At 51.7% G+C, this 12,737-nt stretch carries 10 protein-coding genes and 1 riboswitch; of the genes, 5 read left to right on the top strand and 5 right to left on the bottom strand.

Features of this window, described 5'->3' with window-relative positions; genetic code table 11:
• Window positions 1-21 precede the first annotated feature (21 nt).
• Window positions 22-172, top strand: a riboswitch (molybdenum cofactor riboswitch).
• A gap of 53 nt (window positions 173-225) precedes the next feature.
• From modA to BSEL_RS01755, 5 genes are all read left to right on the top strand, one after another.
• Window positions 226-1,008, top strand: coding sequence for a molybdate ABC transporter substrate-binding protein (gene modA / locus BSEL_RS01775; RefSeq protein WP_013171302.1), 783 nt, complete (start codon window positions 226-228; stop codon window positions 1,006-1,008).
• 5 nt (window positions 1,009-1,013) lie between these two features.
• Window positions 1,014-1,685, top strand: a complete 672-nt coding sequence (modB, locus tag BSEL_RS01770; protein ID WP_013171301.1) for a molybdate ABC transporter permease subunit — start codon at window positions 1,014-1,016, stop codon at window positions 1,683-1,685.
• A 5-nt stretch (window positions 1,686-1,690) separates the two neighbouring features.
• On the top strand, window positions 1,691-2,740 hold the full coding sequence (locus tag BSEL_RS17340; protein WP_013171300.1) for a sulfate/molybdate ABC transporter ATP-binding protein: 1,050 nt from the start codon (window positions 1,691-1,693) through the stop codon (window positions 2,738-2,740).
• A 218-nt stretch (window positions 2,741-2,958) separates the two neighbouring features.
• Window positions 2,959-3,321 carry an ArsR/SmtB family transcription factor gene (locus tag BSEL_RS01760; RefSeq protein ID WP_013171299.1) on the top strand — a complete coding sequence of 121 codons (363 nt, stop codon included), beginning with the start codon at window positions 2,959-2,961 and terminating at the stop codon, window positions 3,319-3,321.
• 2 nt (window positions 3,322-3,323) lie between these two features.
• On the top strand, window positions 3,324-5,477 hold the full coding sequence (locus BSEL_RS01755; RefSeq protein ID WP_013171298.1) for a heavy metal translocating P-type ATPase: 2,154 nt from the start codon (window positions 3,324-3,326) through the stop codon (window positions 5,475-5,477).
• Window positions 5,478-5,554: 77 nt separating this feature from the next.
• Here BSEL_RS01755 and BSEL_RS01750 read toward each other — a convergent pair whose 3' ends face one another.
• The 5 genes from BSEL_RS01750 to BSEL_RS01730 form a co-directional block, all read right to left on the bottom strand.
• Entirely contained in the window at window positions 5,555-6,523 is a 969-nt protein-coding gene (locus BSEL_RS01750; RefSeq protein WP_013171297.1) for a GGDEF domain-containing protein, read from the bottom strand.
• Window positions 6,520-7,335: an alpha/beta fold hydrolase gene (locus BSEL_RS01745; RefSeq protein ID WP_013171296.1), complete on the bottom strand. Its 816-nt coding sequence runs from the start codon at window positions 7,333-7,335 to the stop codon at window positions 6,520-6,522. Before BSEL_RS01745 ends, BSEL_RS01750 begins: the two co-directional genes overlap by 4 nt.
• A gap of 156 nt (window positions 7,336-7,491) precedes the next feature.
• The gene (locus BSEL_RS17835) at window positions 7,492-10,632 is read right to left on the bottom strand and encodes a hypothetical protein (protein WP_013171295.1); all 3,141 of its coding nucleotides are present in this window, start codon (window positions 10,630-10,632) and stop codon (window positions 7,492-7,494) included.
• 149 nt (window positions 10,633-10,781) lie between these two features.
• Window positions 10,782-11,621 (bottom strand): carbohydrate ABC transporter permease, encoded by an 840-nt coding sequence (locus BSEL_RS01735; RefSeq protein ID WP_013171294.1) that lies wholly within the window; start codon window positions 11,619-11,621, stop codon window positions 10,782-10,784.
• The gene (locus BSEL_RS01730; RefSeq protein ID WP_013171293.1) at window positions 11,618-12,595 is read right to left on the bottom strand and encodes a carbohydrate ABC transporter permease; all 978 of its coding nucleotides are present in this window, start codon (window positions 12,593-12,595) and stop codon (window positions 11,618-11,620) included. The genes BSEL_RS01735 and BSEL_RS01730 overlap by 4 nt, the downstream gene beginning before the upstream one ends.
• Window positions 12,596-12,737: the final 142 nt, after the last annotated feature.

The raw sequence follows: 12,737 nt of genomic DNA, 5'->3' as shown, positions 1-12,737 counted from the left end.
TTCCCGCTGCCTTCCTTTATAATGGAACTGTGTCTCCGAGTCTGTGACACCTGTCGCTTTTTGGCTATGGTTCACAGACCTGACCGGCTGGAACTTCCAGCCGGTCACGGGGTTTACGCGGAAACGCGTGGACCTTCCTTGTTTCTCGTAAAGGAGGCGTTTCAAGCAGTCATGTTGAGACGCAGATATTTCTGCGTCTTTTTATTTTGGAAAGGGGAAATAATCATGAATATGAGCAATAAAGGGGCCTTTATTATTCTCGCATTCGGAAGTATGCTTGTCGCAGCATGCGGAAATGACAATGACATAGAAAAACATACACTATCCGTAGCTGCCGCATCAGATTTAGGCCCGGCTTTTCGGGAACTCGCAGAAAACTTTGAAGCTGACCATGGAATTTCTCTAAGCTTTTCGTTCGGATCTACCGGTCAACTGGCTGATCAAATTGAGAACGGTGCACCATTTGATGTTTTCGCTTCCGCCAATGTTTCGTTTATAGAACGCCTCGTTGAATCGGGTGATATTATAGAAGAATCGACCACACCTTATGCGTTTGGCAGAATCGGGCTGATGATGCAAGCAACAGATGAAGGCATCGCAGATGATCTCTATGATCTGACCTCACCCGATATCAATCGAATTTCAATTGCTAATCCAGCACACGCACCATACGGGATGGCCGCGGAGGATGCGCTCATTACTAGCGGCATGTTAGATGAAGTTGAGGACAAGCTCATTTACGGCCGAAATATTACCGATGCCTTTGTTCAAATCGAAACAGGTAATGCCGAAGTTGGCATCATCGCCTATTCTCTCGGCAGGGCAAACGAGGACAATTTTCATTTCATCCTTCTCGATGAAGATCTCCACGAACCGATCGAGCAGGTCATTGGCGTGGTCAGTTATTCCGAACATCAGGATGCCGGACAAGCATTTATTGATTACATCATTCATGGAGAAGGAAAAGAAACAATGGAACATTTTGGATTTTACGTCCCTGAGGAGTAATTACTATGATAGATATATCTTTGTTTCCACTTTTTTTATCGCTGCGAGTAGCTCTTACTGCCACTGTTTTGGCGATTCTCATCGGCATCCCCATCGCCTATTTCCTGCACAAATCTCAAAACCGCTTCAGTACTCTTCTTGATACACTCATTACGTTGCCAATCGTCCTTCCGCCGACCGTCCTCGGCTACTATCTGCTGGTCTTGCTTGGACGAAACAGCAGCATCGGACGTTTTCTCGAGGATTCGTTTGGGATTACGATTGTCTTCACACCAACCGGAGCCGTTATCGCAGCACTCGTCGTCTCAATTCCGTTTATGATTAAGTCAGCGAAGACAGCCTTCTCGTCTGTCGAAGATGATATCCTCCACTCCGCAGAGATTCTCGGCCGATCGAAGCTGAATATCTTTCTGACAGTCACCATCCCTCTCGCCTGGCGGGGCATCGTCGCAGGAATCTCGATGACATTCGCCCGAGCCCTGGGGGATTTCGGCGCCACACTGATGGTTGCCGGAAGCATCCCCAACGAGACGATGACCATGCCCATCGCCATTTACGATGCCCTTCTTGCCGGAGACCGGGTGATGGCGAACACGCTCGTCGCGATTATGACCATCGTAGCCGTGACGATTCTCTACACCATTAACCGCTTGGAAAAGCGGGTTATTCAAGGATGATGCCCATGCTTGACGTAGCCATTCAAAAATCATACCCGGACTTCACACTCGACATAGCCTTTCAGGCAAAGCCCGGCCTCACCGGGATACTCGGACCATCGGGCTGCGGCAAAAGCCTGACTCTTCAGGCCCTCGCCGGCATCTTAAAACCCGATAACGGTTCGATCAGGATGGACGGGCAGACGTGGTTTGACAGTGAGCGGCGTATCCACGTAAAACCGCGGGACCGCAAGACCGGCTATGTCTTTCAAAGCTATGCCCTCTTTCCCCACCTGACCGTGGCCGAAAACATCGCGTACGGCCTGAAAGGCCTTCCGAAGACCGAGATCCGTGAAAAGGTTGCTAACTGGCTTGATCTTATCAAACTGAAAGGCTTCGGGCAGCGTTACCCGAGTCAGCTTTCCGGCGGGCAAAAACAGCGCGTCGCTCTCGCCCGCTCCATGATCACGGAACCAAAGCTCCTTCTTCTCGATGAGCCCTTCTCCGCCTTGGACGAACATATTAAACGGCAGCTCGAAGAGGATATGCTGAGGCTTCTTGGTGAACATTACAACGGGATCGCCCTCCTTGTCACCCATAACATCGAAGAAGCCTACCGCCTCGGAGAAGACGGCATGCTCTTCCATGAAGGGCGGGTCCTCCAGCAGGGTCCAAGGGATGAAGTATTACGATCCCCTTCATCCATTCCGGCAGCCGAAATTATCGGAACGGAGAACATCTTCTCTGCCCCTGCTCCCCTGACCGTAAAAGAGGAACACATTCAAATCGGCAATGCACGGTTCCCTCTTCCGCCTTCCAGCGACAGCGATACAGTCCACGGCATGGCCGTGCACGCCCACGATATCCGGCTCGCAAGTCAGGAGGAAGATTCCGGAGGTCCTCACCATTATCAGGGCGAGCTCATCCGGACAATCCCCGGCGTGAGACAGGCAATGCTCATCGTCAACATCGGCGGCGTTCACTGGCGGTTGAGTGCACAGGAGAGCCGAGGATTAAAAGCAGGCGACACGCTCACCGTTTCCATTCCTCCAAAAGCCATTCATATCCTCCGCTGATGCACAGCTATTATTGCAGGAACAATAAAACACGCCATCCTTATCGGGATGGCGTGTTTTGTTATATCCCTTCGACTCTCTTTACGATTTCTGCCGTTCGCTCACGGCCTGTTCCTGACCATTGGCGACTCGACTTTATTCAAATCATCACTTGAATAATCATATCCCTCGTGCTATGATTCAATCAAACGATGATTTGAATGAAGGTGGTGATTCCCGTGAAAACAACGGACACATGCGACATTTTTACCTATGACAGCGAGCGGGTCGAATCAACCAGCGCCATGATTCAGAACCGGGATCTCGACGGCGCCGCCAGGATCTTCAAAGTCCTCGGCGACCGGAACCGGACAGCCATCACCTATGCACTCTGTGAGAACGACACCCTCTGCGTCTGCGATATCGCCACCATAATTGACGCGAGCGTCGCGACGACTTCCCATCATTTGAGGACACTGTATAAAGAGGGCGTGGTCACCTACGAAAAAAAGGGGAAGCTCGCCATGTACGCCCTTGATGACAACCACATCCGCCAGCTTATGATGACAACACTCGAACATGCAGAAGAAAGGAAGGATTGACCATGGGCGAACGTAAACTTGACGACCAACAGTCAGTCGCTGATTCAACAGCAACGTACCGCATCGACGGCCTCTCCTGAGCGGACTGTGCCAAAACGTTCGAATCGAACGTGAAGCGCCTGGATGGCGTTGAAGATGCAAATTTGAATTTCGGAGCGGCGAAAATCACCGTCTCCGGTCATACAACCATTAAAGAGCTCGAAAAGGCCGGTGCCTTTGAAGGATTGAAGCTGCGCCCTGAACGTGCCTCTTCATCGAAGCAGGTATCCTTTTGGAAACTGCCGACGACCAGGAAAGTGTATGTTGCCACACTCCTCCTGCTTGTGGCTCTTGCTGCCACGGTCCAATACGGTGAATCCCATCCGGTAACAGGCATCGCCTACCTGGCAACGGTCATCACCGGCGGCTATTCCCTGTTTAACAAAGGCTTCCGCAACCTGATCCGCCTGAACTTTGACATGAATACGCTCATGACCATCGCCGTGACCGGTGCCGCCATCATCGGGGAATGGATGGAAGGCGCCATCGTCGTGATTCTGTTTGCCATCAGTGAAGCGCTTGAACGCTATTCCATGGACAAAGCACGTCAGTCCATCGCTTCACTCATGGATATCGCACCGAACGAGGCCTTAATCCGCCGCAACGGTGAAGAACGCATGCTTTTGGTGGAGGACATCCAGGTCGGCGACATCATGATCGTCAAACCCGGTGAAAAGCTGGCCATGGACGGCCGCGTCGTTTCCGGCACCTCTTCAATCAATCAGGCAGCCATAACCGGGGAAAGTGTGCCGGTCATGAAAGACAGCGGAGACGACGTCTTCGCCGGCACCCTGAATGAAGAGGGCCTCTTAGAGATCGAAGTCACCCGCCTCGTTGAAGACACGACTCTCGCAAAGATCATTCATCTCGTCGAAGAGGCACAAAATGAACAGGCGCCCTCCCAACAGTTTGTCGACCGCTTTGCCTACTACTACACGCCGGCGATTATCGTACTCGCCGCTCTCGTGATGACGGTCCCGCCACTCGTAACAGGTGCTCCTTGGGAGACGTGGATTTACCTCGGACTCGCGACGCTTGTCGTCGGCTGTCCGTGTGCACTTGTCATTTCAACCCCTGTCGCCGTCGTGACCGCGATCGGGAACGCCGCAAGAAACGGGGTCCTGATCAAAGGGGGGATTCACCTTGAAGAAGCAGGCGGGCTGAAGGCCATGGCCTTTGACAAGACGGGCACGCTGACTAAAGGCACACCTGTTGTCACCGATGTCATCCCGTTTGCTTACGGAAAAGAAGAAGCCCTTCATCTCGCCGCAGCAGTGGAAGACGGTTCCAAGCATCCCCTTGCCACCGCCATCATACGCGCTGCGGAAGCGTCCGGATTCGACCGTTCCGCCTACGTTATGAGCGGATTCCGTTCGTTGACCAGTCTGGGTGTGGAAGCGAGTGTAAACGGTGAAACCATTCTCACCGGCAGTCCCCGCGTCTTTCAGGATCGCGGACTCTTGCATGATGAACGCATACAGGAAACAATCGCCTCACTCGAAGCATCCGGCAAAACCGTCATGGCTGTCGGTCATTCCACTGCACTGATCGCCCTCATCGCCGTCGCTGACGAAGTGCGGGAAACAGCCAAGTCCGTCATCAAAGACTTGAACCGGATGGCGATTGAGACCGTCATGCTCACCGGCGACAACGAGCGGACAGCCAACGCCATTGCCCATGATACCGGGGTCACCCGGGTATATGCCGGACTGATGCCGGAAGACAAACTCGACCGGATCCGCAACCTCCGTCATTCTCACGGTCATGTTGCCATGGTCGGTGACGGCGTCAACGATGCTCCCGCTCTCGCCGCCTCCAATCTCGGCGTCGCCATGGGCGGAGCCGGGACCGACACCGCTCTTGAAACGGCGGATATCGCACTTATGGCCGATGACTTAAACAAGCTTCCCTTTACGATCCGGCTGAGTCAAAAAGCTCTCTCAATCATTAAACAGAACATCACCTTTGCCCTCGGCCTGAAAGCTCTTGCGCTCTTACTGGTCATCCCTGGCTGGCTCACCCTCTGGATTGCCATCATCGCCGACATGGGTGCGACGCTCCTCGTCACCGCCAACAGCCTCAGGCTCATGCGGATGAAGGAAAAGGTTTACAAATAATCAACGCGAAAAAAACATCCTCTCCAAGACACCTTTACGTGTCAAGAGGGGATGTTTTTGATTGGACAAAAGCTGCTTTAGGGCTGTTCATCATCCCTATGCAACGTCACGCGGTTTCGTCCGTTTTCTTTTGACCGGTAAAGGGCGTCATCAACCCTCCTGAGGATGCTTTCGTGATCATCACCGATTATGCATTCCGTGAGCCCACAGCTGATTGTCACCTGCCGGTCGATCCAATCATGATCCTCCACGGCCATCCTCAGCCGCTCGATGACGTCAATAGCGACGTCCACACCGACAGAAGGCAAAAGAATGATAAACTCCTCTCCGCCAAACCGGCTGACGAGATCGTCATTCCTGATATGGCTCTCCATGATCTTGGCAAGCTCCTTCAGGACGAAATCACCAGCAAGATGGCCAAATGTATCATTAAATCTTTTAAACTCATCCACATCAATCAAACAGATAGAGAAGGGCACCCCTTCCTTTTCATAGAGATCGAGCAGATATGAGAGACGGTCTTCGAAGAAGCGCCTGTTTTTCAAGTGAGTCAAATTATCGGTAATCGCCAGTTCATTCAGCTCGGCATTCAGCCTGATGAGTTCCTGTTTGCGCTGTTCATGCTCGTTCATCACACCCAGGAGTGACGTGTAGGCCTCGTCGGTATCCTGAAGGACCTTTTCAGCATTTTTTCGTGCTGTAATCATCTCCGTTTCGTACTCACTGCGAACTGACATCTCCATCACGACGCACTCATATGTATTTCCATAAGCGTTGGCACTCATCAGAACCGGCAGCGATTTGCCGTCCACCTTCAGCGTCAGATAAAGTTCCCTTACTTTCCCCTGAATGTTCATGATCGGCTCAAAATACGTCTGAAAATACACCCGTGAGGCTACCGTCAAGAGCTGTTGGAAATTCAGGTCCAGCAACTCGAAATGCTCCCGCTTGACGAGCGACGCAAACGACTCATTCGCCTCGATCATGCGAAAGGCATCATTCATAACGAAATAGCCGCACGGGGCCCGGTTCAGCTGTTCATTCATTCACGCACCCCGTCTCGCCCTGTCCATTCTTCTATCAGAGGGATCAGTTCTTCCGGATGACTGAGGTGCGGGTTATGACCGCGACCGTTCATCCAGACAATCCGGGCATCAGGCAGTTCCCTTACGAGATAGGTCGTCGCCTCCACCGGCACGATCGTGTCATCGGCAGGCTGAATGACCAGAACCGGCACGTTGACCGCTTCGAGAATGTCCCGGTGATCCGAAAGAAACGTCGCTTCCGCAAATTCGCGGATAATTGCGGCGTCATTACTGCAAAGCTGATTGGAGAAATCCTCGGCGAGTTCCGGACGGTCTTCATTCTTCATCACGATCGGTGCCAGGTAACGGGCCCATTCTTTATAATTCTGTTCCATCATATGAAGCAGCCCATCAATATCTTCGCGGTCAAAACCACCGTGATAGTCCGGATGATTCAGGTAATGCGCGGACGGACCGATCATGATCAAATCATCAAACAGACCCGGTTCATCGATGATCGCCTGGGCGGCGATCATGCCGCTGACGGAATGCGCCACAACGGTGATCCGTTCACCACCCGCGGCATGGATCACCGCTTTTAAATCCTCTGCGTAACCGTCAAGGGTCCGGTATTTTTCCGAGCTGTATGCAGACTTTGCCGAACGGCCTGCCCCTGTATAATCAAAACGCACGATAAGGTACTCGTCCTCGAACGCCGGGCTGACAAGATTCCATACCTGCTGATCACAGCCGAAGCCGTGAGCAAACACGAGCGTATGAGTTGCGTCCTCTCTGCCCTCGATCTGGATATAATACTGTTCAAAAGGATCCATCGATCCCGCCCCTTTCCTCATTGAACCTGCTTCATATTATCGTACCACATTGAAAATATAAGATGTGTAAAATCAACGGTTAAATTGCAAGGGATCCCATTTGTCCGTAAGCTAAAGGCCCTCTGATCGTCATCAGAGGGCCCGGTTTGACTGTATTCAGGCGAGCGTAACGTGAATCGCGCTAACACTGCCGTTTCGGACAGCTTCTGCGGATGGTCCTGTTACGTCTCCAGCATTTAATAGTTCTTCTTTCCCATCCCGATACGTAAGCGTATACTGTACCGGCTTGACCGCGTTCTCACCAAACGTGTCTTTACGTGACGGATTGCTGTAAGTCACTTCACACTGATTGAAAAGGCGGAATGAGACTTCACCCTCTTCGGTGAAGAACGAACCTGCAAGCTTCGGTGACAGGGCAAAAGTCAGCCCGTCTTCTGCTGTGAATGGGCGTTCAGCGCCCATCATCACAAGCCACATATGCAGGAATTCAACGGTCGATCCACTCAGCCTGGCCACATAGCCCCGGCCGTGCAGACTCTCGTCCGGGTTCGCCGAGCTTGCGATAAAGGAAGAGTTTTCGAGCGTGCTTCGTCCGTATACGTCTGCATCCAAAAACGGAATCAGCGCGTGCTTGATGTCTTCATAATAATCGGTGTACAGACCGGAACGCAGCGTTTCAAGGTGATACTTGTACGCCATATGCAGGAAGATCGATTCGTTCTCAAGCCAGCCTGGCGTAAACGCCTTCGCCCGGCCGATTTCATTCGTCTCTCCCTGAATGGACATGGACGTTTTGTACATCCCGAGTTTACGGTCATAGATGTCGGAGTCTTTGACTTTGTCATAGAGCGCCTTGGCACCTGATCGGTCAGACACCTTCATCTTCTTCACGATTCCTTCAAGGAACGGTGTCACGGCCACAGGCTTCAGCTGAAGTTTAGAGAGGTCTTCATGCAGTTCGCCTTCCGCTTCAAAGTAAAAGTACGTCGGGATCAGCTCACCATAGCCATTCACCGCTTCGACGCTCTCGTCAACAAGACGCTTCAATGCAATGAGCCTCTCCTTGACCGTCGCCTGATCAACAACCGTTTCAGACTGAACCGGCTTTCCTGTCACCTGGCTGCGGTACGTTTCACGGAGCGTTGCCCGCTGATCCCAGTCAGTCATCGCGTCTCCGGAAGGCTCACCGGCAAGATCAGCAAGCTGGTGTATGAAGGCAACGGACGGAGACGGCAGCGTCACGTCATATGGGCCCTCATCAACCAGGAGATCCACAAGACGCTTCAGCTCCATCAGTTCCGATGTGCTCGTCCCGACCAGACCCGGCAGGCCGTTCAGGGAATCATTCCAGCCCGGCTTTCCGGCTTCCATCTCCACACCGAGTCCGTATGGCGCGATGGCCGCTGTTTTCGACGCAGCCAGGAGCACCAGCTTTGAATAAAGATCCGTCTCATAACGGCCACCCTCTTTACGGGCCACCCAGGAACTGATCTCACCGTCTTTCTGGCCGTGCAGCTTCTCTTCATCTTCTTTGATGGCGTCATACTGACGAAGCCCCTTGCCCTCAAGGATACGGTACGTCGAGGAACGCGGCATGATACTCACCGGTGTATCGAAGAACGGATACACTTTGTCCGTAAAGAATTGCTCACGCTGATCCGGATAGACACCCAGGAAGCTGTCGATCAGGTCGAGGTTATACGTCCAGTGATCCACCCAGAAGCCTTCACCGTGATCTGCATCTACGGATTCGAGGCTTTCTTTCAGAACGGATTCAAGGAACTCTTCAAAGGAAGCCATAAGCATGATTCCTTCATCCTCAACAAAGTGAAGCAGCTCCCCAGGTGTAAACGGTGTATCAAAAAAGGTCAGCACCTTTTCCCGATCGTCCGCCCCCACATGGTTTGTAATCACACCATCCACTGTTTCTCCCGCCGAGAAAGTCGTGCCTTTGACGACAAGCGGGTTATAGCCGTCAAGCTGAATCAGACTCATAAACTGTCGCACGCTCCTATCATGCACCCGCGGCTCAAAAAAGAGATCAAGCCTGCGGTTCTGATTCACGTCCCGGTAGTTGCCGTTCCCTTGTGAATAGTAGGTCGGGCTGATGGAGAAAAAGTTATAGTCACGCTCAAGATCCCCGTGCTTTCTTGAGAACAGATAGAAGATCTGCCCCGGCTCACTGCCGTAAGCCACAGGAAATCCGCCGCGAAGGCCGTTATCGAGATAGTTCTGTCTGGCATAGCTGTCAAAAACCGGGTGCGCTGTCTTTGCCGACACCGTGTCCGTCATTTCCTTTACAAGGGCCATCGCACGTGCTTCTTTTGCGAGAAGTTCATCAAAATTAAACGTTTCACTGATGAAGCCTGCCACCGTCTCTTTGTTCTTACCAGATCCCGTTACGGAGATCCAGCTGACGGATGATCCGGGTTCCAACGAAATATCGAGATGCGTAAACCCGCAGGCCACTTTGTTTGTTACCGTCTGTTCTTCAATGGTTTCAGGTGCCTGAAACCCGCCCAGGAAACCTTTCGGCAGTGTCAATGACGTATCGGTCCCGAAGACGAGACCCGGATCCACAACCGGAACCGGCTGATGGATCCCGGTCTCTGTCTTGACGAGGGTGCTGTAAAAATTCCCTGCAGGAATTTCGCGTACTTCCGCCGAGTCATCCATACTGCCTCTCAGTGTGTAAAACGGCACGCTCCAAGATGCTTCTTCCACATCAAACCAACTCTTCAGCGTATTGCCGAGTTCCTTGTAGGCGGCATTGCTTACGCCGCTCGGCATGACCCGCGGCATCCCGTCGAGGAGTTCCACATGAACAGGCCGGTCCGTTTTGTTCGTCAAATCCACGTGACGCATGAGTGCGCCCACCTTGGATTCCGGAAGTGCCGTATACGTCACCGTCATCTCAAGCCCGACGGTTTCATGGCTGTATGTCAGTTTCAGGGCATTATCGTGGATCTGCATCGATTCTTTCACTTGCTCACTGACCGCGCCTTCAATGGCGAAAGGCTCCACGAAAACATCCCCGTCCTCGTCATGGACGTTCAGAAACGTCCGGAAACCCTGCTGGTACACATGCTGATACGATTTATCCGCCGGGTGGAACTCCATGATGGCATGATCCTTATCCTGTACACCAAAGGATGCGATCCCCTGGCCTCTGTTCACATAGAAAGCCCATGCCGGAATCCCTCTCGCGCCGGCAATCCCCGGCAGGAAGCTTGAAAAAGGTGCTTTGTTTTGAAAGTCGTCCATCTGAAACGAACCATCATTGTTCAGCTGATTCATGTTATTCATCCTTTCTGAAAGATAATCGTTTTCTTGATCAGGCCTTCTGATAAGCAAGTGCTATGCTGTATTATGCCCGTTATCAGAGGAGAAGGTGCGCCTTATGCAGACACACCTCCTCAGTTGTTTCTATTCAATTACGTTATGGTTTAGCTCTTGACCGCACCGTCTGCGATACTTCGGATGAAGAGCTTGTTGAAGAACAGGAATACCACGACGAGCGGCACGGTAGCCCAGAATGTACCGGACAGAATCATACCGTAGTCACGGCTTCGGTCATCCATGAGGGAACGAAGTGCAACCTGAATCGTCTGGCTGGACTGATCCTGAAGCACAACGAGCGGCCAGAGGTAGTCACCCCATACGAACATGAAGACGATGATCCCGAGTGTTGCGAAGGCCGGCAAAATAACCGGTACAACAATGTTCCAGTAGATACGGAAGTTAGAACAGCCGTCAATACGGGCGGCTTCGATGATCTCATCAGGCACGGCACTCGCGACGTACTGTCTCATCCAGAAGATCCCGAAGGCGTTCATCAGACCCGGTACAATAACAGCACGCAGGTCACTCAGCCAGCCGAGTTCCGTGATGATGAAGTACGTTGGAATAAGACCGAGCTGCGGCGGAATCATCATCGTTCCGAGAATAAAGAAGAACAGGATGTTTCGCGCAGGGAATTCAAGCTTCGCGAAGGCAAAACCGGCGATCGAGGTTAACAGGAGCACCCCAAGGGTGATCGATGTCGCTGCGATCAGAGAGTTCAACATGGTCTGAAAGAATGGAATACTGTTCAATACGTTTTGAAAGTTATCGACGAGCCTGTCACCAGGAACCATGACCGGCGGTGTCCGGTTAATCATTTCGTTTGAGTTCGTTGCCATGACAAACATCCAGTAGAATGGAAATAGCGAGGCAAGGGAAACAATGGATAACCCGATATACAGAAGGATTTTACTGATTAGTGTCTTTTGTTTTTCTGACTTCATTGTTTCACACCTACCTTCTTCGACTGACCAATTCGGTTCGCAAAGTACATGTTCGAAATGGACATGACGATAATGATAAAGAAGAGCACGATGGCCGTTGCAGATGCCGTTCCAAAGAAGTTACTCACGAAGGCGTCACGGTAGAGGTAGAGTACCACGGTAATCCCCTCGGTCCGTCCCGCTCTCCCCTGGAAGATATGCGGCTCGGCAAAGACTTGAAGCGCCCCGATTGTCGCAGTGAAGACCGTGAAGATAATGAACGGCTTCAGCATTGGGATCGTGACATACCAGATTTGCTGCCGTACAGTTGCGCCGTCGATTTTGGCCGCTTCATACAGGTCGTTCGGAATACTCTGCATCCCGGCAAGATAAATAATCATGTTATACCCGACCCAACGCCAGAAGATCATCGTCGCAATAGCGAACTTCGTCCCCCATTCGGAACGTGACCACGTGACCGGATCTGCACCAAACAGGCCGATGAATGAGTTGACAAGACCGGATGCCTGGTTACTGAAGATGACACTGAATACGATGGCCACGGCAACGATCGACGTGACATACGGCAAGAAAATCGCAAGACGGAAAGCACTCTTCGCTTTAACCAGAACAGAGTTCAGTGCAAAAGCGAGCAGCAGTGCTGCAATCAGCTGCGGAGCCGTTCCCATCAGACCGATGATGATCGTATTGTACAGGGACTTCCAAAACAGCGGATCATTAAAAATGATCTCAAAGTTTCTGAATCCGACATACTCCATCGGGCCAAGACCGTCCCAGCGGAAAAATGCGAGATAAAAACTGAATAAAATCGGGAAAAGCCCAAAAACCGCAAACAGAAAGTAAAATGGCGAGATAAACAGATAGCCGGACGCCATATTCTTCTGACGCTGCGAAAACTTTCTCCGCTTCGGCTCTTTCGGAGCCGCCGGTTCTGTCTGGTTCAATTTGTTTGATGTTTCATTGGAATCAGACATAAGAATCCTCCTCTTTTGTGTGTAATGCTGAATAGGTATTGGTTTTGAAAAACAGCGTATATGTTCACTTGATCCAGGTTCGCGTACCTTTCAAAACCAATAACCCGGTCAGAAAAGAATTGCAGCGGGTACGATGATTCAT

This window comes from [Bacillus] selenitireducens MLS10 (genome assembly GCF_000093085.1).
GTDB lineage: Bacteria > Bacillota > Bacilli > Bacillales > Salisediminibacteriaceae > Salisediminibacterium > Salisediminibacterium selenitireducens.
This window is presented reverse-complemented; position numbering and strand designations above follow the sequence as displayed.

What these genes read in the sequence shown, in the direction of transcription:
- modA (WP_013171302.1), top strand. Translation starts at nt 226, where the DNA reads ATGAATATGAGCAATAAAGGGGCCTTTATTATTCTCGCATTCGGAAGT.
- modB (WP_013171301.1), top strand. Translation starts at nt 1,014, where the DNA reads ATGATAGATATATCTTTGTTTCCACTTTTTTTATCGCTGCGAGTAGCT.
- BSEL_RS17340 (WP_013171300.1), top strand. Translation starts at nt 1,691, where the DNA reads ATGCTTGACGTAGCCATTCAAAAATCATACCCGGACTTCACACTCGAC.
- BSEL_RS01750 (WP_013171297.1), bottom strand. Translation starts at nt 6,523, where the DNA reads ATGAATGAACAGCTGAACCGGGCCCCGTGCGGCTATTTCGTTATGAAT.
- BSEL_RS01745 (WP_013171296.1), bottom strand. Translation starts at nt 7,335, where the DNA reads ATGGATCCTTTTGAACAGTATTATATCCAGATCGAGGGCAGAGAGGAC.
- BSEL_RS17835 (WP_013171295.1), bottom strand. Translation starts at nt 10,632, where the DNA reads ATGAATCAGCTGAACAATGATGGTTCGTTTCAGATGGACGACTTTCAA.
- BSEL_RS01735 (WP_013171294.1), bottom strand. Translation starts at nt 11,621, where the DNA reads ATGAAGTCAGAAAAACAAAAGACACTAATCAGTAAAATCCTTCTGTAT.
- BSEL_RS01730 (WP_013171293.1), bottom strand. Translation starts at nt 12,595, where the DNA reads ATGTCTGATTCCAATGAAACATCAAACAAATTGAACCAGACAGAACCG.